A 20062-nucleotide genomic window follows, 5' to 3' on the forward strand; every position below is an offset into this window, starting at 1 on the left:
CTAGTACTCCCTCCTTCCGGCGAAGGCGTCCCAAGCCTGGAAGGGGGCGCCCGACGTCGGGATGTCACCGCGGGTGACCGGCATCAGCTCCGGGCGGGCGCCGCTGAAGTAGTCGTAGAACAAGGCGTCATCGAACCCGGCAGCTGCGGCGCCGTGACGGTCAGCGGCGAAGTATACGCGGCCGATCCGGGCCCAGAGGGCGGACGCAAGGCAGAGCGGGCAGGGCTCGCAGCTGGCGTACAGCACCGCGCCGTGGAGGTCGAAGTTGGCTGTCGCCGAGGCGGCGGCGCGGATGGCCACCACCTCCGCGTGGGCGGTTGGATCGTTGTCCCGGGTGACCCGGTTGACGCCTTCGTGCACCCGCCCGTCGGCAGTCACCACCACCGCACCGAACGGCCCGCCGCCCTCGGCAACGTTCCGGACGGCCAATTCCACGGCCTGCTCAAGGTACCGCGTGGACTCAAGGTGCTCAGGTGCCTGGGTCATAGCTCGATCCTAGCCACCGCATCCCGGTTAGGGGATGAAATAGGGGGCGTATTAGGGGGAAAGTCCCGACGACATCTGTTCACCGCAGGCATAGTCTGGCGCCCTGGGGCTTCAGCTGTACTGCCTCCCCGTGGGGCACCCTCATCCCGGCCCGTTATAGGGCGCCAACCCCGGAGTACGCAATGAAGAGAAAGCTCACCTTGATCGCCTCCCTGGCCCTGGCAGCTGTCATCGCCCCGGCCGCACCGTCTTCGGCCTCCGACTGGGGCCACCACGGCGAGCCCTACGAGGAAGTGGCCACCGGCCTGGTCTCTCCCCTGCACCTGGCCGTCGGGACAAGCAAGTCCCTGTACGTGACGCAGGACTTCGCTGGCACGCTCAGCCGGATCGACAGGGACGGCGACGTCGAGGACATCTACCAGGCCCCCGAAGGCTTTGGCGTGGCTGGCGTGGAAACCCGTGGAACCACAACGTTCTTCCTGGAAACGGCCGGCGCCGGAGGTCCTGCGGAGGGCCTGAAGGGCTACCTGAAAGCCATCAGGCCGCACGGCGAGGAGCGGCTTATAGCCGACCTGGCGGATTACGAGCGGAAGAATAATCCCGATGGCAACCAGCAGTACGGCTTCGGAAGTGACGTCAGCGATCAGTGCCTCAAGGATTGGCCCGAAGCTTTCCCGGCCCGCTACAAGGGCAAACTCGACTCGAACGCCTATGCCACCGCGGTGCGGGGCAACACTGCGTACGTGGCCGATGCCGGGGCCAACGCGATCCTTGAGGTGAACATTCATTCGGGCCAGGTCAGCACCTTGGCTGTCCTTCCGCCCAGGCCCGCAGTCGTACCGGCAGGCCTGGTACTCCCCGTGGACATGGCGGGCAATACCTTCAACGTTCCTGCTTGTGTTGCCGGGCGGACGTATGCCTTTGAGCCCGTCCCCACGGACGTGGAGTTCGGCCCCGACGGATGGCTGTACGTGACGTCCCTGCCGGGCGGTCCGGAAATTCCGGAGCTCGGCCACCGCGGCGCGGTCTTCAAGGTGAATCCCTGGACCGGCCAGACAAAACTCTGGGTCGAAAACATCCTCAGCCCCACGGGCCTGGCTGTGGCCAACACCGGCGACGTTTACGTGGCATCGCTCTTCGGCAACGAGATCCTGAAATTCCACGCCTGGAAAGGACACCGCACCCAGTTCCTGGCAGTGAACCAGCCGGCCGACGTCGAAATCCAGGGCCGGACGCTGTACGCCACAGTTGACGCGCTGCCACCGATGGGCGGGCCTGAAGCGGCAGGACCGCCACCGGCCACCGGGCGCGTCATCAAGGCTGACATCCGGTAGGCACCTGCAGGAGGCATGCACAAAGGTTTCTGGGAAGCAGAAGGCCCGGACTGCATTCGCGGTCCGGGCCTTCTGCTGGGGTTTTCGGGGCTACTTGTTGCCGTCTTCGTCGAACTGGTCGGCGTCGTTGAGGTCGAGGTCCTCTTCGTCGAAGTCGTCTTCGTCGATCTCCACGTCAGGGGACGCATCGCTCTTGTAGGGGTCGGCGTCGCCGGCGTGCTTGGCCTTGGCAGCCAGGGCGGCCACCTCGGCGTCACGCTTCTTCGCTTCCCGCAGCAGTTCCTCCAGATTGGAGGCGTTGACCGGAATTTGGTCGGCCACGAATTCAAGCGTGGGAGTCAGCCGCGCAGTGATGTTGCGGCCCACCTCCTGCCGCAGCACACCCTTGGCCTTCTCCAGCCCCTTGGCAGCATCAGACTGCAAAGCCTGGTCCCCAAAGACGGTGTAGTAAACGGTGGCATGCTGAAGATCATTGGTCACGCGGGCATCGGTAACAGTAATGCCTTCAAGCCGCGGATCCTTAACCTTCCGGCTCAGGGCCTCAGCAACAACAACCTTAATCCGCTGCGCCATTTTGGCAGCACGTGCCGGATCAGCCATGAACAACTCCTAATAAAGATAAGAATTTGGGACGTACGACGGCGCAGGGCGCTTCCGTACACACGTTGGGTTTGGATGCCACGCACTTAGGCGAGTCTGGTAACGGACCCGGCGGGATTTTTCCGGCGTCCCGGGAGTGGCATCGGGCCTACCGAAGCTGGGCGGCGAGGGATCGAAGATCCCAAGCCGCCCAGCGTAGGGGCGGGGCCGCCGGAAAAATCCCGACGGCCCCAAACAACAGACAGGCTAAACGCGCGGCTTCTCGCGCATCTCGAAGGTCTCGATGATGTCACCTTCAACGATGTCGTTGTACGAGCCAAGGCCGATACCACACTCGAAGTCGGTGCGGACCTCGGTGGCGTCATCCTTGAAGCGCTTGAGCGTCTCAATGGTGAGGTTGTCACCGATGACCTTGCCGTCGCGGCTGATGCGTGCCTTGGTGTTACGTCGGATGATGCCGCTGCGGACGATGGAGCCTGCGATGTTTCCGAACTTGGAGGAGCGGAAGACTTCGCGGACCTCGGCGGTGCCCAGCTGGAATTCTTCGTATTCCGGCTTGAGCATGCCCTTGAGCGCCATCTCGATGTCATCGATTGCAGCGTAGATGACCGAGTAGAAGCGCATGTCCACGCCTTCGCGGTCTGCCAGTTCGGCAACCCGCTCGGCCGGCTTGACGTTGAAGCCGATGATGACGGCGGAGTCGACCGTTGCCAGGTTGACGTCGTTCTGCGTGATGGCACCAACACCGCGGTGGATGACGCGCAGCTGAACGCCTTCGCCGACGTCGATCTTGAGCAGGGCGTCCTCGAGGGCTTCCACGGCACCGGACACGTCACCCTTGAGGATGAGGTTGAGGGTGTCGATCTTGCCGTCGGCCACTGCCTGGTCGAAGTCTTCCAGGCTGATGCGCTTGCGGCGCTTGGCGAGCTGGGCGTTGCGGTCCGCGGCCTCACGCTTCTCGGCGATCTGGCGGGCCGTACGCTCATCGGAGGTCACCAGGAAGCTGTCACCGGCACGCGGCACGTTGGACAGGCCCAGGACCTGGACCGGACGGGACGGCAGCGCGACGTCGAGGGCTTCGCCGTCTTCGTCGAACATGGCGCGGACGCGGCCGTGGGCCGTGCCGGCCACGATCGTGTCGCCGACGGCCAGGGTACCGGACTGCACCAGGACGGTTGCCACCGCACCCCGGCCCTTGTCCAGGTTGGCTTCGATGGCAATACCGCGGGCGGCCTTGTCCGGGTTGGCCCGGAGGTCCAGCGCAGCGTCGGCGGTCAGCAGCACAGCGTCGATCAGTTCGTCGATGTTCAGGTTCTGGCGGGCCGAGACCTCAACGAACATGGTGTCGCCACCGTATTCTTCCGGAACCAGGCCGTACTCGGTCAGCTGGCCCTTGACCTTGTCAGGGTTGGCGCCTTCCTTGTCGATCTTGTTCACGGCCACGACGATCGGCACGTTGGCGGCCTGGGCGTGGTTGAGCGCTTCAACGGTCTGCGGCATAACGCCGTCGTCCGCTGCGACCACCAGGATGGCGATGTCGGTGACCTTCGCACCACGGGCACGCATGGCGGTGAACGCCTCGTGGCCGGGAGTGTCGATGAAGGTGATGTCGCGCAGGGTGCCCTCATGCTCATGGCTGATCTGGTAGGCACCGATGTGCTGGGTGATGCCGCCGTGCTCGCCGGCCACGACGTCCGAGTTGCGAATGGCATCCAGCAACCGGGTCTTACCGTGGTCAACGTGGCCCATGACGGTGACCACCGGAGCGCGCGGCTCGAGTTCGTCGTCGCCCTCGGCTTCGAGTTCGGCTTCCACATCGATGTCGAAGGTGGACAGCAGCTCGCGCTCCTCGTCCTCCGGGGACACGACCTGCAGCTTGTAGCCCAGTTCCTCGCCCAGCAGCGCGAAGGTGTCCTCGTCCAGCGACTGGGTGGCGGTGGCCATTTCACCGAGGTGGAACAGCACGGTCACCAGTGCGGCGGGGTTTGCCTCGATCTTGTCGGCGAAGTCCGTGATAGAGGAGCCTCGGCGCAGCCGGATAACGGTGTTGCCGTCGCCGCGGGGTACGCTCACGCCACCCAGCGACGGTGCGCTCATCTGCTCAAGTTCCTGGCGCTTTGCGCGCTTCGACTTGCGCTGCTTGCCACGGCCTGCGCCGCCCTTGCCGAAGGCGCCCTGGGTGCCGCCGCGGCCGCGGCCGCCCTTGCCGAAGCCACCGCCGGCGGGAGCACCGCCTCCGGCACCGGGACCACCGGTTCCGGGAGCGCCACCAGGGCGTCCGGGACCACGGCCACCGCCACCGGGACGGCCTGCACCTGCGGGTGCGGGACGCTCAGTGCGGTTGGGCATCATGCCGGGAGTAGGACGCGGACCACCGGGCCGGGGTGCACCGGGACGGGGACCGCCGGCACCGGCTGCGGGACGGGGGCCACCTGCACCGGCAGCGGGGCGCGGACCACCCGGACGGGGACCACCGGCACCGGCAGCGGGACGCGGACCACCGGGACGGTCACCGTCGGTGCGGCCGCCACCCGGGCGGGGCATGCCCTGCGACGTGGCAAACGGGTTGTTGCCCGGACGGGGAGCGCGGTCACCGTCGCCGCCACGGCCGCGGGGCATGCCCTGCGAGGTGGCGAACGGGTTGTTGCCGGGACGGGGGCCGCCCGGCCGGGGCGCGTTGGAACCGGGAGTGGAGCCACCCGGGCGGGCGGCGGGGGTGTCAGCCTTGGGAGCCGGACGGGCACCGGGCTTTGCGCCGGTGGAGGGTGCTGCGGGCGCGGCGGGTGCAGCCGGAGCGCTGGCAGCAGGTGCCGACGGCGCGCTGGCAGCAGGTGCCGACGGGGCAGCCGCCTGGGCGGGGGCTGCGGGTGCCGGAGCCTTGGGAGCTGCCGGGCCTGGAGCCGGGGTTGACGGACGTGCTTCCGCGGCGGGTGCAGGTGCCTTGGGAGCAGCTGCAGGTGCTGCGCTCTTGGGGGCAGCTGCAGGTGCTGCGCTCTTGGGGGCAGCATCGGGGAAGGCGTTGCGCAGCTTGCGCACGACGGGGGCCTCAATGGTGGATGAGGCGGAGCGAACGAATTCGCCCAGTTCCTGCAGTTTCGTCACTGCATCTTTGGAAGTAATACCGAGCTCTTTCGCGAGCTCGTGTACGCGGACCTTGGCCACATTTCTCCTGTCTCGGTCCGCACCGAGCCAGGCACGAACCGTCTACTTCTTACTGCGGGCCCCAGCCGCGGATGCTGCATAAGGGCCCATTGCAGAGCGCAACAAAGTTGTCATCGTTACGCACTCATCGCTGGGAACTCATCGGGTTTCCATCAGATTTCTGACCCGCTTTCAGGTTGGACGGTTGGTGTCGCAGCCGCCGTGGCGCCTGTGACCATCGGACCTGACGTGATCCGGCGTTCCACGGCTTCGGTTCCGGTTGCTCCCCGAAGGGCGCGTCCGAACGCTCGCCGCTTTACTGCCAGAGCCAGGCACGATTCGCTGGGATGCAGCCATGCACCCCGGCCAGCCATCCGGCGTCGTTCATCCACCAGGACAGCGGTTGATCCACTGCCTTCGGCGACGAGCCGGAGTAACTCAGACCGCGGCCCCTTCTTCCGGCAACCGATACAGGTGCGTTCCGGTTGACTCCCGCTGGTACGTACTTCTGCCACGGCAATCGTCCTGACGTTCATGTCTGCAGGCCATGGGCGCGCTCCTCCCCATCGGAAAGGGCACACTCAAGGCACACGGTTACCGGCCGTAAGGCGCGGTCCTATCTATTCTAGCCCCTCCGAGGCCTTCCGCCGGAACTGCCGGCCGGCTCCGGCGTGGCAGGATCCGGCCGGGCGGCGGGTCAGCTTTCCTTGGCCGTGGCGGCGTCGGAGACGATATCGATGCGCCACCCCGTGAGCTTCGCGGCCAGGCGGGCGTTCTGGCCCTCCTTGCCGATGGCGAGGGACAGCTGGTAGTCGGGGACAACCACGCGTGCTGACCGGGTGGCCTCATCCGTGATGGTGACCGAATTCACACGCGAGGGCGAGAGGGCGCTGGCGATGAACGTGGCCGGGTTCTCGCTGAAGTCAACGATGTCGATCTTTTCATCGTTGAGTTCGTTCATGACGGCGCGGACCCGGGAACCCATTTCACCGATGCAGGCTCCCTTGGCGTTGATCCCGGGAACGTTCGCCTTCACCGCGATCTTGGTCCGGTGGCCCGCTTCGCGGGCGAGTGCCACGATCTCCACGGAACGGTCCGCGATCTCCGGAACTTCCAGTTCGAAGAGCTTGCGCACAAGCCCCGGGTGGGAGCGGGACAGCGTGACGGACGGGCCCTTGGAGCCGCGGTGGACGTCAATGACCAGGGCACGGAGCCGGTTGCCGTGGATGTACTTCTCCCCCGGAACCTGCTCGGGCGGCGGAAGCAGCGCTTCCACTGAACCCAGGTTGACCTGGATCATGTGCGGGTTATTGCCCTGCTGGATGGTGCCTGAAACCAGTTCGCCCTCGCGGCCCTTGAATTCGCCGAGCACATTGTCGTCTTCAACGTCGCGCAGGCGCTGGAGGATGATCTGCCGGGCGGTGCTGGCGGCAATGCGCCCAAAACCCTCCGGCGTGTGCTCGAACTCGCCGATGGGCGCGCCGTCGTCGTCAATCTCCACAGCCCAAATGGTCACGTGGCCGCTCTTGCGGTCCAGCTCGGCCCGGGCCTTTTCGAAGGCGCCGGGAGACTTGTGGTAGGCCACCAGGAGCGCCTGCTCGATGGTGGGGATCAGGAGGTCCAGCGGGATTTCACGCTCACGCTCCAGAAGTCTCAGTGCGCTCATGTCAATATCCATCAGGCCTCCTCAGAAGGTCCATTGTGTTCAGGTTCCAGACCGCCCTCATTGAGGTGGCTGAATTCGATCTCGACTTTTCCGCTGCGGATCCTGTCGAAAGGAAGTTTGATGGGGTCGCCCTGCTTGGGCTTCATGCCCTTTTTAACGGCGATCTCCGGGACGATCGTCACGCCGGCGTCGTCCACCGACTGGATGCGGCCGGTGACGTTGTCACCCTGGATGACGTTCACCGTGACCATCCGGCCCTTGGCCCGGTGCCAGTGGCGGGGTTCGGTCAGGGGGCGCCCCACGCCGGGAGAGCTAACTTCGAGGTCGTAGGGGCGGCTGTCCATGCTGGGATCGTTGTCAAGGACGTCGGACAGGACCTTGGAAATGTCTGCGATGACATCGAGGCTTACGCCGCCCGTCTCCTCCTGCGGCAGGTCCACCACGACGTGGACCACCCGGTGGGACCCGGCAACGTTTATTTCCACGTCCTCGAGGTACAGCCTGTTGGCCAGGACAGAGGGTTCAAGGAGTGCCCTCAGCCGGGCAGCTTCCGGATTGTGTGCCGCTGCGGTCCCAGCCCTGCCAGTTCCGGTGTGGTCTGGTGAAGCCGTGGCTTCTGCATTGCTCACGATGCCGGCCGCCTCCCTATAGATGATGTGGTGTGTACTAGCGTAGCTATTTTACCGGCAGAACGGTGCACGGCGATCCCCCTCAGCCGTGGCACCATGGTCTGTTGTGAACGACGACAACCAGGAATACCAACCACGGATGCGCTATTTCCGGTACGCCGTCATCACCCTCGCAGCACTCCTTGTCCTCAGCCTGGGATTCGCCCTGATTCCCGCGGATCCGCCCGAGCCGCCCGCTCCCCCGTTCACGGAGCAGGCCCGCGCGGCCGCCCTGGCGGACGTCCTTGAACTCCGCGCCTCAGGGCTCCAGCTTGCTGCCGGAACGGCCGACGGCGCTGCTGCCGCCAGCTTGGACCGGGTTGTGACCTTGCTGACCATTCAGGCCCGCGCGCTCCTGCTGCCGGAGGCCGCTGCGTCGGCGGCCCCGTCGCCAACCACTGGCACCCCCACGCCGGCTCCTGCCGGGCTGACAGCTGCCGGACTTGCCACAGCCCTGGCCACCAGCGGTACGGAACGGCTCCGGGACGCGGAAACGGCCGACGGCGGGATGGCCCGCCTGCTGGCAGGGGCAGGCACAGCCCAGGTACTGGCAGCCAAAGAGCTCGCCACGGCAGCCGGCAGCCCCGACGCAGTCGCCGGTACCAACCAGGCCGTGCCGGGTGGCACCGCACCAACGGCACCGGCCGCGGCGGGTCCCGGCGCCACCGCGCCCGTGACACCAGGATCACCGTCCGCTGGGACAGCTGCAGCGTGCCCTTTTGTCCCGTCAGGCCAGGCTCCCGCCAGCGAGCAGACACAGTCAGCTGGGCGGGCGGGGGCGGGCAGCGCCCTGGCAGCCCTGGCGGCCGCCGAGCTGGAAGTGGTCTACGGATACCAGGCGGCCCTGGCGCGGCTCCCCGCGGATGCTGCCGGGGCGGCGTCGGAATTCCTGAGGCGGCACCAGGACCTTGTGGAGGATGCCGAAGCCGCCAGCCGCCTGTACTGCGCCGTTCCGCCGCCGCAGGAGCCGGGTTACGCGCTGGAGCCCGGTTTCCTGGCTGCGCCCGCCGCGGGACTGGCGCGGCTGGAGGCTGCGACCCTTCCCGCGTATGGAGACGTGGTGGCACTGACGGACGGCTCCGCCCGTGCGTGGGCGATGGCGGGCTTGCAGGCGGCCGCGGCCCGGACAATGCACTGGGGCGGGGACCCGGGCGCTGTTCCCGGAATGATGCTGGATGAGGCGCGGCTGCCTCTGCTGCCGCAGTAAGGGCAGGATTTCCGGGTCCCCCGCCCTGCCCGCTCCGGAAGTCCCGCCTGGGGCGCCTAGGCTGGACCTGATGAACACGCCAGCAGCCGTACCCATCCCGCCGGACCTTACCGCCCGGTACAGCCGGAGCAGCGCAGGACGTGCCTGGCTTGCCTCGCTGCCGGACCTGATCCAGGGCCGGCTGGAGCAATGGCGCCTCGAAACCGACCTCCCCGCCGGCAGCCTTCCCTGGAACGGGCACGGCGGGGTGGTGGTACCGGTACGGCAGGCCGATGGTTCCACGGCGGCCCTCAAAGTTGCCTTTCCGCACGACGAAGCCCGGGTTGAGCGGCACGCGCTGGAGCTGTGGGGTGGGGAGGGCGCGGTGGCCCTGCTCGAAGCGGACGCGGGCACGTGCGCCATGCTCTTGCAGCGGCTGGACGCCGGCAGCTCGCTTGCCACAGTGCCTTTTGAGGCGGCTGCCGAAGTGTGGGGCGGGCTGGTGCGGCAGTTGAGCCTCACACCGGACCACCGGCCGCAGTGGCGGGAGTTCGACCACATTGCCGCCCGCGCCGAGCAGTGGAGCGATGACCTGCCCGCCGACTGGGAGCAGCTGGGCCGCCCGTTCCCCCGCTGGCTGCTGGAAGCCGCGCTGGAGGTTTGCCAGACGCGGGGTGCGGTGGGACGGCGGTCCGGACGGGATGTCCTGGTTCATACTGACCTGCATTTCCTCAATGTCCTGGCCAGGCAGGGCAGCTTGGACGGACGGCCGACGGCCGCGGACTATGCAGCCATCGACCCCCAGCCCATGATCGGCGAACCCGAGTATGCCGTGGCACCCCTGCTCTGGAACCGGATCAGCGGATTGCCGGCTGGCGGCGCGGCCGAAGCCTTGCGGCGCCGGTGCAGCGACTTCAGCGCTGCAGCGGGACTGGATGGCGAGGTGGCCAGGCAGTGGGCCGTCGCCAGGGAGGTTGCCAACGCGCTGGGGTATGCCGGGAAGCCAGGCCATCAAGGCGACCTGGCACGTTCACTCTGGGTGGCCAGTACCCTGGCCGGCCGTACTTTGCCGGAACTGCCGCCGGTGCAGGAACTGCCGGAGCCGGGCGCGGCGGCCGGTACCGACTGACGATGTTATCCGCTCAGCTGCTGCGGACTGCGGCGAGGGCCGAGCCGACGGCTGCCACAGCAAGGCGCACTTCTTCTTCGGCCGTCTGCCAGTTGCTGACGGAGACCCGCAGGATGTCCCGCTCGTGCCAGCGGGAGCCGGACATCCAGACCCTGCCGTCCTCGATGATGCGGGCCGTGACCGCGCGGGTGGTGCCGTCGTCGCCAAAGGCCACGCACACCTGCGTGTAATCGACGTCGTTAAGGACCTCGGCGCCATCCAGCCCGGCGAGCCCGGCGGCGATGTCCGAGGCGGCTGCCGCCAAGCCGTGCACCTGTGCTGCCACGCCGTCGCGGCCAAGGCTTTTCAGGGCAGCCCAGACCGGGACGCCGCGTGCGCGGCGGGAAAGCTCGGGCACTTTCTCGAACGGGTCCCCGGGCCCTCCGGCGTCGTGCACCAGGTAGCTGGCGTGCAGGCCCATGGCGGAGCGGAGCGCGGCTGCGTCCCGGACGATGGCGATCCCGCAGTCGTAGGGCACGTTCAGCGTCTTGTGCGCGTCCGTCGCCCATGAGTCCGCCGCCTCGTATCCATTGGTCAGGTGGCGCAGTCCGGGGGCTGCTGCCGCCCACAACCCGAACGCGCCGTCGATATGCACCCAGGCGTCATGCTTCCTGGCAACGGCGATGGCCTCGGGAAACGGATCGAAGGCGCCGGAGTGCACATTGCCCGCCTGCAGGCAGACCAGCGCCGGTCCCCCGCCTTTCCCCAGCGCCGCGTCCAGCGCCTCGGGAAGCAGGCGTCCCTGGTGGTCTGCAGCCACCGCCGTTGGTTGCCCCAGTCCGAGGTAGCGCAGTCCAAGATCAACCGTGTCATGCCGTTCCCGGCCGACGAAGCAGCGGATGCGCGGGGCACCTGCCAGCCCGTCCCGGTCCAGGTCCCAGCCTGCGTCGGCGAGGAGGCGCCACCGGGCGGCCGCCATTCCGGTGAAGTTCGCCATCGTGGCGCCGGTTACGAACCCGACGTCGGACTCCGGGGGAAGGCCCAGCAGTTCCAGCAGCCAGGCACCTGCACTTTCTTCGATGGCCGCGGCGGCGGGGGTGGCATAGCGGAGGCCGGCGTTTTGGTCCCACGCGCTGACAAGCCAGTCCGAAGCGAGTGCCGCCGGCAGTGTGCCGCCGATAACCCAGCCAAAGAAGCGGCCGGACGGCATGGCCATCAGCCCGGGCCCAGCGCTCCGGGCGAGGAAGTCCAGCACTTGTTCGGCCGGCATTCCGTGCCGGGGAAGGGGGCCGCCGAAGACGCCGGCCAGGTCATGCGCAGTGGCGCTTGGTCCAACCGGCCGCTCCGGAAGGCTGTGCAGCCACCCCGTGGCGTGGTGAAGGGCGGCTGACAGGGCCCGGGCGTAGTCATCGTCGCCGTGTGACATACCTGCATGCTACGCCTGCCCCCGCGGGGCCACGAGCACCGGCACCCCCCTCACTCAGTGCGGAAATCAGGCGAAGTTTTCCTGCCAGATGTCATAGCCGAGTTTGATGATGAGGGCCGCCACCACCGCCAGGAAGACAATGCGGACAAACTTGCTGCCCTGCTTGACGGCAGTCCGGGCGCCGAGATAGCCGCCGGCCATGTTTGACGCGCCCAGCAGCAGGCCAAGTCCCCACAGGATGGAGCCGTGCGGCATGAAAAACAACAGGGCGCCGGCGTTGGTGGCCATGTTCACGATCTTTGCCTTGGCGCTGGCCTCGAGGAAGGCGTAGCCCATAGCCGAGACCAGCGCGATGACCAGGAAGGATCCGGTACCCGGTCCGATCAGGCCGTCGTAGAAGCCGATGACCGCGCCGATCAGGCATGCCACCACATAGTGCTTGTGGCCATCATGGCGCAGCGCGGTGATGTCACCGACGTCGGGCTTAAGCGCCGTGAAGAGGGCGACGGCAACCAGGGCCGCGACGATGATGGGTTTGAAGACGTTGGCCGGCAACGTGGCCGCGAGCACTGCCCCGCCGAAACTTCCCGCCAGGGCAATCACCGCCATGGGGAGGGCCGTCCTAAGGTCCGGCCCCACCCGGCGGTAATACGTGGTGGCACTGGTGGCCGTTCCGAAGATCGAGCCCAGCTTGTTGGTGGCCAGCGCCTGCACCGGCGTGATGCCGGGAACCAGCAGGAGGGCGGGGAGCTGGATCAGACCGCCCCCGCCCACCACGGCATCCACCCAGCCGGCAGCGAAGCCTGCCAGCACCAGCAGGAGCAGCGTTGTCAGTTGGAGGGATTCAAGTCCAAATTCCACTGCCGCGGTTCAGCTGTTGCGGACGGCGTTGACCACGTAGTCAACGGCCTTATCAACCGCCACGTTTTCCGCTTCGCCTGTACGCCGGTCCTTGATCTCCACCACGCCATCCACCAATCCGCGGCCGACCGCCAGGATGGTGGGAACGCCCACGAGTTCCGCGTCGCCGAACTTTACGCCGGGCGATACCTTGGGGCGGTCGTCGTAGATGACCGTTAGGCCTGCCGCCTCAAGGTCCAGTGACAGCTGTTCAGCGGTGGCGAAGATGTCCTCGCCCTTGCCGACGGCCACGACGTGGATGTCCGCAGGCGCCACGGCACGGGGCCAGACCAGGCCCTTGGCATCATGGTTGGACTCGGCCAGCGCTGCCACGGCCCGGGTGACGCCCACGCCGTAGGAGCCCATGGTGACGGTGACCTGCTTGCCGTTCTGGTCCAGGACCTTCAGGTCCAGGGCCTCGGCGTACTTCCTGCCCAGCTGGAAAATATGGCCCATTTCAATGCCGCGCGCCGTCTCCAGGGGGCCCGAGCCGTCAGGCGCGGGGTCACCGGCACGCACCTCGGTGCACTCGATGACACCGTCCCAGGTGAAGTCGCGTCCGGCCACCAGGCCGTAGACGTGCTTGCCGGCCTCGTTGGCACCCGTGATCCAGGCGGTCCCGCTGACAACGCGGGGGTCCACCAGGTAGGGCAGTTTGGCGGCGCCTTCGGACCCCAGCAGGGCCTGGTCCAGGGACATGCCCGGGCCGAGGTAGCCCTTGACGATCAGCGGGTGCTTCTTCAGGTCCTCTTCGCCTGCGGCCTCCAGTCCGATCTCGCCTGCGACCGGCAGGAAGGCTCCGATGTTTGCCTCGACGCGCTTGAGGTCCACGGCGCGGTCGCCGGGTACACCGATGACGACGATCTGGCGCTCGCCCGTGGGCAGCGTGACGGCGAGGACCACGTTCTTGAGGGTGTCGGCGGCAGTCCAGTCGCGGCCGTCGGGACGCGGGAAAATCTGGTTCGAGGCGGCCACCAGGGTTTCAATGGTGGGGGTGTCCGGGGTCTCGAGCACCTGGGCCGCGGGGGCGTCGCTGAAGTCGATCTCCTCGGGGACCACGGTGGTTACGGCCTCGACGTTCGCTGCATAGCCGGATGCCGAGCGGACGAAGGTGTCCTCGCCAATCTCCGTGGGGTACAGGAATTCCTCGCTTCTGGAGCCGCCCATGGCGCCGGCGGTGGCTGCGACCGGGACAACCTCCAGGCCAAGCCGCGCAAAGATCTTCAGGTAGGCGGAGCGGTGGGCGGCGTAGCTGGCGTCCAGGCCGGCGTCGTCAACATCGAAAGAGTAGGAATCCTTCATGATGAACTCGCGCCCGCGCAGCAGGCCTGCGCGGGGACGGGCCTCATCACGGTACTTGTTCTGGATCTGGTAGAGGCTCAGGGGCAGGTCCTTGTACGAGGAGTACAGGTCCTTGACCAGCAGCGTGAACATTTCCTCGTGCGTGGGGGCCAGGAGGTAATCAGCACCCTTGCGGTCCTGGAGGCGGAACAGGCCCTCACCGTATTCGGTCCAGCGATTGGTTGCCTCATACGGCTCACGCGGCAGCAGCGCCGGGAAGTGGACTTCCTGGGCTCCAATGGCCGCCATCTCCTCACGGATGATGTCCTCGACCTTGCGCAGGACACTGAGCCCCAGCGGAAGCCAGGTGTAGATGCCGGGGGCTGCGCGGCGGATGTATCCGGCGCGGACCAGGAGCTTGTGGCTGGCGACCTCGGCGTCGACGGGATCTTCACGCAGGGTGCGCAGGAAAAGCTGGGACAGTCTTAGGACCACGGGTGGTATCCGTTTCTGGGGAAGTGCTGGATCAGCAGGGCCGGACAATTTTCGTCTGGGTACTAATCTACCGGCACCCGGCCCCCGCTCCCGACTGTGGCCGGCACCGGTCGGACACATCCGGCGCCGGACACAGTAGAGCCACGCCCGGAATAACAAAGCCCCTGGCCCCCCAGTGAGGCTGGTCATCGCATCCGGGCGTGGCTCAACGCCGTTATCGCCCAAGTACTGGTGAGGACTGGTGAGACCGCCCAAACCACTCCAGCGCAGCTAGATCGAACCTATGTGACGGCGCCCACGTTGACAAGTATTTTTCGGTTCGGGACCCATTGACGGGCAGCAGAGCGGTGCCTAGCTTTAATTCATCAGGTGGTGAATTCCAGGGCCAGTAAGGTGCCCGGCAGCCTGTACGACGGCGGAGGCGCCATGTCCCACGCGGCAACCCAACCACAACACTTTGACTCCTCTGTGGCCGTGGCCGCCTCGGGGCTGATGGTCACGCGGGGCAGGCTGCAGGTCCTCCGGGGACTGGATTTCACCGTCCCTGCAGGGCGGATCACCGGGCTGCTGGGACCGTCCGGCAGCGGCAAAACCACCCTCATGCGGGCCATTGTGGGGGCCCAGATTGTCTCGTCCGGGACAGTGCACGTCCTGGGGGTGCCGGCGGGCAGTACCGTACTGCGGCACCGGGTGGGCTACGTGACCCAGTCTCCAAGCGTGTATCCGGACCTTACGGTGGAAGCGAACGTGCGGTACTTCGGTGCCATGCACCGGAAAGGCAAGGCCGACGCGGCAGAGGCAATAGCCGCCGTCGGCCTGGAAAGGGAGGCCCGCCAGAAGACGGCGAACCTCTCCGGCGGCCAGCTCAGCCGCGCCTCACTGGCGTGCGCGCTGGTGGCGCGCCCCAGGCTGCTGGTACTGGACGAGCCCACCGTGGGCCTGGATCCGGTGCTCCGGGCGGACCTTTGGAGCCGGTTCCGCTCCATGGCGGAGGCGGGGACCACGCTCCTGGTGTCAAGCCATGTCATGGAGGAAGCCAGCCATTGCCACACGCTGCTGCTTCTCCGCGAGGGCCTGCTGTTGGCGCAGCTGACTCCCGACGAGCTGGGCAGGCGCGGGCACAGCAGTGACCTGGAGCAGGCGTTCCTTTCCATCATCCGCGAATCCGGTGGCGGCCGCGGGAACCAGGCGCCGGCAGAGGACGCGGGCAGCGGCCAGGGGCACCGCGGTGCTGGAGCAGACAGGAGTGCAGGGTAATGGACGCCAGGATGCTGTTGGCCACCGCAGGCCGCGTTTTGGACCAGCTGCGCCATGACCGGCGGAGCATCGCCCTTATTCTGGTGGTTCCGGCGCTCCTGCTCACGGCGGTCTATTACCTCTTCGAGAACGAGGCGCTTCCGCCGGGAATGCCGCGCACCTTCGACCGGGTGGGCCTCATGATGCTGGCGATCTTTCCGTTCGTGGTGATGTTCTTGGTCACCTCCATCACGATGCTCCGGGAACGGACTTCCGGAACGCTGGAACGGCTGCTCACAACGCCGGTGCATAAAGCGGACCTGCTCTTCGGCTACGGCCTGGCGTTTTCCATCATGGCGGCCCTGCAGTCGATGGTGGCAACCGCCGTGGCCTACTGGATCTTCAGCCTGGACATCGAAGGCCCGCCGGGCTACGTGGTGATGATCGCCGTGATCAATGCCGTACTGGGCGTGGCCCTGGGCCTGCTGTGTTCCGCCTTCGCCAGGACAGAGTTCCAGGCGGTGCAGTTCATGCCGGTGGTGGTGGTCCCGCAGATCCTGCTGTGCGGGCTGTTCGTGCCCCGTGACCGGATGAATGACGTCCTGGAGTCAGTCTCCAATGTCCTTCCCCTGACGTTCTCCGTGGACGCACTGCAGGAAATCGCGGCACATCCGGAGGCCACCGGACAGCTCTGGCAGGATGCCGGCATCATGGTTGCCATTGTCCTGGCCGTACTGGTGCTCGCATCACTGACGCTGCGCAGGCGCAGCGCATGACGTCTCCCGGACCTGGTGGTGCCACGGCCCGGCGGGGACGCCGGGGCGGCGCCGCCGTATCCCGTGAGCACATTCTCGACGCCGCCAGGCGGTTGTTCGCCGAACATGGCTTCGAGGGGACAAGCCTTCGCCAGGTTGCCCGTGCGGCAGGCGTTGACCCGGCCATGATCCACCACTTCTTCAAGGGCAAGGACGAACTCTTCGCCCTGAGCGTGGAGCTGCCGGCCGACCCCGAGGAGGTCCTTCGCGGGGTGGCGGACACGGACCCGGGCCAGCGGGCAGAACTGCTCGTGCGCACCGTCCTGCACCTGTGGGAAAGCCCCGCGCAGGCGAGCCTGGTGGCGTTCCTGCGCGGAACACTCGGATCCCGGGCGAAGACAACACTTCTTCGGGAGATGGTGGGCCGCACCATCATCAGCCGCATCATGGCCGGCGTACCAGGGCTGCCCGCAGAGGTGGCCCTGCGCGGGGACCTGGTGGCAACCCAGATGGTGGGGCTGATGATGGTCCGCTACGTGGTCCGGATTGAGCCCCTGGCGTCTGCGCGGCAGGACGAGGTGGTCCGGCTCGTCGCCCCCACCGTGCAGCGGTACCTCACCGGCGACTTATTTGAGCAGGGCCGCCGCTGAGTCGAGGAGCGCGCCGGTGCGGGCAACAGCTTCCGCCTCGCTCTCGCCGCCAGCGGCGACAGCCGTGAACAGCACGCCCTGCTGCAGTGCCTGTGCCGTGATCATGGACTGTACCTGGCCGTCCGGCAGGAAAGTGTCCGTGCGGAAGGCCAGAGTGCCCGGAATCGTCCCCACTGCCTCCAGCGGCGTCAGCGTGACGTCCGCTGTCACACCGGAAACGGTCATGGTCATGGCGGAACAGGCTGCCAGTTGTTGCTCCTGCGCGGCGGCTCCGGCGACGAACGCTTGGTCAAGGCCCGTCGCGAGCGTCAGCATGGTCATTGAACCGGCGGCGGTGTCCAGGCTCTGGCCCACCGCCATGACGGCGTCATCCAAAGCCGGGACCCCGGTGGAGGCGGCCATTTCCTTGCACTCCGCGGGCTGGACGTCCATGGATGCGATGAGGGCCTTACCCTGCTCAATGCTCCCGGCGAGGTCGGAGCTGGCCATGACCGACAGTTTCCTGCCGTTGGAGTCCTGCAACTGTGCCAGGACAGCGGACAGCTCCTCAGCCGTGTAAACCTTCGGCTCGGGGGTGGGGGTTGGTGTTGGGGTTGGGGCGGAAGCTGTGGTTGCCGCCGGGGCGTCCGTGGTGGCTTCGGAGCCGGTGGCCGGAGCGGATGCGCCGCCGCAGGAAGTGATTGCCATGGCAAGCAGGGCTGTGGCCGCAAAAGTTCCCAGCACGGACGTCTTCAATTTTCCCCCAATATTCAGATTCAAGCCTGCGATGGCCGGCTAAAAGAGAACTGTAGCGAACGTTCCCACCTGGCGGAAACCGACGCGCTCGTAGGTTGAGCGGGCCCGGACGTTGAAGCCGTTGACGTACAGGCTGGTGATGGGTGCCACCTTTTGTGCGTGCTCCACCACCGCAGACATATAGCCGGAACTGAGCCCCTTCCCGCGGAAGAGCGGATTCATCCACACGCCCTGGACCTGGGTGACCTCGGAGGTGACCGCCCCGAGTTCGGCCTTGAACACCACCTCCTGAACCTCATTGAGGTGCACCAGGGAATGGCCCTGCCGGATGAGGCCCTCCACGCGGCGGCTGTAGAACTCCCTGCCGCCGAGGTAAGGCGAATACCCTACCTCCTCCTCGAACATGGCGGCGCAGGCAGGAAGGATCCGGTCGAAATCCGCGAGGCTCCCCAGCCCAAGCGCGGGATTGGGCTCCACGCACGGTGGCCCGTCGATGATCATCAGCGGCTGGTCCTCACGGACCTCATGCGCCCGGTGCCCCAGTTCCAAGAGTTCGGCGTAAATGGCCAGCACCGCGGGCGCCGGCCCGAAGGCGGAGGCGTAGCGGCGCCCGGACCTGTTCGCCGCGCCGGCAACCGCCGCGGCCAGGGCCGGGTCCAGTTGGACCGGCACCAGGTTAGCGCCTGCCCAGCATGCACCCACCAGCACGCCGTCGTCGAAAACCCCGATAATCCCGGCGCCGCCGCTGGTGGGCGCCGCCGTGCCGACAGCCCGCAGATGGGCAAGGATGAACACATTGGCCACCGGGTCCTGCTGCGCAAGCGACTTCAGCGCCGCGGTGTCCTGGCCGTCCAACGTACGGACGGAGAGCCCGGGCGGATCAGGAGCGTCCCTACGAGACGCTAACCACGGGGCTACCCTTGACAGCATCTTCGCCATCGGCCTCCCCCATCTCTTCCGCGATACGCATGGCCTCTTCGATCAGTGTCTCAACAATCGCGCTCTCGGGGACAGTCTTGATGACTTCGCCCTTCACAAAAATCTGGCCCTTGCCGTTGCCGGAGGCAACGCCCAGGTCGGCTTCCCGCGCCTCTCCCGGTCCATTCACCACGCAGCCCATCACGGCCACCCGGAGCGGGATTTCCATTCCTTCGAGTCCGGCGGTGACCTGTTCGGCCAGGGTGTACACGTCCACCTGGGCACGTCCGCACGAGGGGCAGGAGACGATTTCGAGTTTGCGGGGGCGCAGGTTGAGCGATTGCAGGATCTGGTTTCCCACCTTGATCTCTTCCACCGGCGGAGCCGAGAGGGAGACGCGGATGGTGTCGCCGATGCCGCGGGACAGCAGCGCTCCGAAGGCGGTTGCCGACTTGATGGTTCCCTGGAAGGCTGGTCCGGCCTCGGTCACGCCAAGGTGCAGGGGCCAGTCGCCCTTCTCCGCCAGCATTTCATAGGCGGCCACCATGACCACCGGATCGTTGTGCTTCACGGAAATCTTGAAGTCGTGGAATCCGTGCTCCTCGAACAGGGACGCCTCCCAGACGGCGGACTCCACCAGGGCCTCGGGGGTGGCCTTGCCGTACTTCTTGAGGATCCCGGGTTCCAGCGAACCGGCGTTCACGCCGATGCGGATGGACGTGCCGTGGTCGCGTGCGGCGGCGGCGATTTCCTTGACCTGGTCATCGAACTTGCGGATATTTCCGGGGTTTACCCGGACGGCGGCGCAGCCGGCCTCGATGGCGGCAAACACATACTTCGGCTGGAAGTGGATGTCCGCGATGACCGGGATCTGGGACTTCCGGGCAATGATGGGCAGCGCCTCGGCGTCGTCCGCGGACGGGCAGGCAACACGCACAATGTCGCACCCTGATGCCGTCAGCTCAGCGATCTGCTGCAGGGTCGCGTTGATGTCAGTGGTGGGCGTGGTGGTCATGGACTGCACGCTGATGGGATAGTCCGAGCCGACTCCGACGGAACCGACTTTGATCTGGCGCGTCTTCCGGCGGGGGGCAAGGACGGGTGGCGGGGCGGACGGCATTCCCAGGCTGACCGAGGTCACGTGGACTCCTAAAGGTAAAAAGTGGAAACGGCTTAGGCGGTGAGCCCGGCGAGCATGCCGGTGACCGGAGACCATTCAGTGATGCGGATTCCGGCGATGACTCCGGCAGCAGCGAACGGGTCCTGCTTCAGGATCGAGTTGAGTGCTGCTTCGTCCGTTGCCTTGAAGATCAGGAGCGCGCCTGCGCCGTCGCCGTAGGGTCCGCTGGCCAGGATGGCTCCGTCCTGGGCCAGGGTGCCGGTCCATTCTCGGTGGGCGGGCCGTGCCTCGTTCCGGGCTTCGGCGGAATCGGCGGCGTAAACGTACTCAACGGCAAAAACTGTCATACTGCTACCC

General features: G+C 66.9%; 19 protein-coding genes. 6 read left to right on the forward strand and 13 right to left on the reverse strand.

Features of this window, described 5'->3' with window-relative positions; all coding sequences use genetic code 11:
* Positions 1-486 (reverse strand): nucleoside deaminase, encoded by a 486-nt coding sequence (locus AC5RT3_RS09100; protein WP_494010448.1) that lies wholly within the window; start codon positions 484-486, stop codon positions 1-3.
* Positions 487-668: 182 nt separating this feature from the next.
* Here AC5RT3_RS09100 and AC5RT3_RS09105 point away from each other — a divergent pair, with 182 nt between their 5' ends.
* Positions 669-1820 (forward strand): ScyD/ScyE family protein, encoded by a 1152-nt coding sequence (locus tag AC5RT3_RS09105; RefSeq protein WP_494051558.1) that lies wholly within the window; start codon positions 669-671, stop codon positions 1818-1820.
* A 90-nt stretch (positions 1821-1910) separates the two neighbouring features.
* Here the strand turns inward: AC5RT3_RS09105 and rbfA are convergent, their stop codons facing one another.
* From rbfA to rimP, 5 genes are all read right to left on the reverse strand, one after another.
* A complete protein-coding gene (rbfA, locus tag AC5RT3_RS09110; RefSeq protein WP_494051557.1) occupies positions 1911-2420 on the reverse strand; it encodes a 30S ribosome-binding factor RbfA in 510 nt (169 codons plus the stop codon).
* A 246-nt stretch (positions 2421-2666) separates the two neighbouring features.
* Positions 2667-5582, reverse strand: coding sequence for a translation initiation factor IF-2 (gene infB / locus AC5RT3_RS09115; protein ID WP_494010451.1), 2916 nt, complete (start codon positions 5580-5582; stop codon positions 2667-2669).
* A gap of 152 nt (positions 5583-5734) precedes the next feature.
* Complete coding sequence (locus AC5RT3_RS09120; protein WP_494010452.1) at positions 5735-6097, reverse strand: YlxR family protein; 363 nt, start codon at positions 6095-6097, stop codon at positions 5735-5737.
* 161 nt (positions 6098-6258) lie between these two features.
* On the reverse strand, positions 6259-7239 hold the full coding sequence (gene nusA, locus AC5RT3_RS09125) for a transcription termination factor NusA (RefSeq protein WP_494010453.1): 981 nt from the start codon (positions 7237-7239) through the stop codon (positions 6259-6261).
* Positions 7239-7856 carry a ribosome maturation factor RimP gene (gene rimP / locus AC5RT3_RS09130; protein ID WP_494124008.1) on the reverse strand — a complete coding sequence of 206 codons (618 nt, stop codon included), beginning with the start codon at positions 7854-7856 and terminating at the stop codon, positions 7239-7241. Before rimP ends, nusA begins: the two co-directional genes overlap by 1 nt.
* Before the next feature lie 106 nt (positions 7857-7962).
* On the opposite strand from rimP, the gene AC5RT3_RS09135 reads away from it, so the two are divergent.
* Complete coding sequence (locus tag AC5RT3_RS09135) at positions 7963-9102, forward strand: DUF4439 domain-containing protein (protein WP_494124009.1); 1140 nt, start codon at positions 7963-7965, stop codon at positions 9100-9102.
* 70 nt (positions 9103-9172) lie between these two features.
* Complete coding sequence (locus tag AC5RT3_RS09140) at positions 9173-10210, forward strand: aminoglycoside phosphotransferase family protein (RefSeq protein WP_494051553.1); 1038 nt, start codon at positions 9173-9175, stop codon at positions 10208-10210.
* A 13-nt stretch (positions 10211-10223) separates the two neighbouring features.
* Here AC5RT3_RS09140 and AC5RT3_RS09145 read toward each other — a convergent pair whose 3' ends face one another.
* The 3 genes from AC5RT3_RS09145 to AC5RT3_RS09155 all read right to left on the reverse strand — a co-directional run bounded on the left by AC5RT3_RS09145 (position 10224) and on the right by AC5RT3_RS09155 (position 14291).
* Positions 10224-11615, reverse strand: a complete 1392-nt coding sequence (locus AC5RT3_RS09145) for a pyridoxal phosphate-dependent decarboxylase family protein (RefSeq protein ID WP_494124010.1) — start codon at positions 11613-11615, stop codon at positions 10224-10226.
* Positions 11616-11681: 66 nt separating this feature from the next.
* A complete protein-coding gene (locus tag AC5RT3_RS09150) occupies positions 11682-12476 on the reverse strand; it encodes a sulfite exporter TauE/SafE family protein (protein WP_494010458.1) in 795 nt (264 codons plus the stop codon).
* A 9-nt stretch (positions 12477-12485) separates the two neighbouring features.
* A complete protein-coding gene (locus AC5RT3_RS09155) occupies positions 12486-14291 on the reverse strand; it encodes a proline--tRNA ligase (protein ID WP_494124011.1) in 1806 nt (601 codons plus the stop codon).
* 426 nt (positions 14292-14717) lie between these two features.
* Between AC5RT3_RS09155 and AC5RT3_RS09160 the strand changes: the two genes are divergently transcribed.
* From AC5RT3_RS09160 to AC5RT3_RS09170, 3 genes are read left to right on the forward strand one after another with little or no spacing between them, the layout of a single operon-like run.
* A complete protein-coding gene (locus AC5RT3_RS09160; RefSeq protein ID WP_494124042.1) occupies positions 14718-15548 on the forward strand; it encodes an ABC transporter ATP-binding protein in 831 nt (276 codons plus the stop codon).
* Positions 15548-16303, forward strand: a complete 756-nt coding sequence (locus AC5RT3_RS09165; protein WP_494051551.1) for an ABC transporter permease — start codon at positions 15548-15550, stop codon at positions 16301-16303. The genes AC5RT3_RS09160 and AC5RT3_RS09165 overlap by 1 nt, the downstream gene beginning before the upstream one ends.
* On the forward strand, positions 16300-16932 hold the full coding sequence (locus AC5RT3_RS09170; protein ID WP_494051550.1) for a TetR/AcrR family transcriptional regulator: 633 nt from the start codon (positions 16300-16302) through the stop codon (positions 16930-16932). The genes AC5RT3_RS09165 and AC5RT3_RS09170 overlap by 4 nt, the downstream gene beginning before the upstream one ends.
* Here AC5RT3_RS09170 and AC5RT3_RS09175 read toward each other — a convergent pair.
* The 4 genes from AC5RT3_RS09175 to AC5RT3_RS09190 form a co-directional block, all read right to left on the reverse strand.
* Positions 16909-17619 (reverse strand): hypothetical protein, encoded by a 711-nt coding sequence (locus AC5RT3_RS09175; RefSeq protein WP_494051549.1) that lies wholly within the window; start codon positions 17617-17619, stop codon positions 16909-16911. The two genes, AC5RT3_RS09170 and AC5RT3_RS09175, sit on opposite strands and share 24 nt — an antisense overlap.
* An 87-nt stretch (positions 17620-17706) precedes the next feature.
* Positions 17707-18597 carry a GNAT family N-acetyltransferase gene (locus AC5RT3_RS09180; protein ID WP_494051619.1) on the reverse strand — a complete coding sequence of 297 codons (891 nt, stop codon included), beginning with the start codon at positions 18595-18597 and terminating at the stop codon, positions 17707-17709.
* On the reverse strand, positions 18560-19726 hold the full coding sequence (ispG, locus tag AC5RT3_RS09185) for a flavodoxin-dependent (E)-4-hydroxy-3-methylbut-2-enyl-diphosphate synthase (RefSeq protein ID WP_411376019.1): 1167 nt from the start codon (positions 19724-19726) through the stop codon (positions 18560-18562). The genes AC5RT3_RS09180 and ispG overlap by 38 nt, the downstream gene beginning before the upstream one ends.
* A gap of 32 nt (positions 19727-19758) precedes the next feature.
* A complete protein-coding gene (locus AC5RT3_RS09190; protein ID WP_494010464.1) occupies positions 19759-20052 on the reverse strand; it encodes a YciI family protein in 294 nt (97 codons plus the stop codon).
* Positions 20053-20062 lie beyond the last annotated feature (10 nt).

The organism is Arthrobacter sp. Y3221159 (assembly GCF_059089885.1).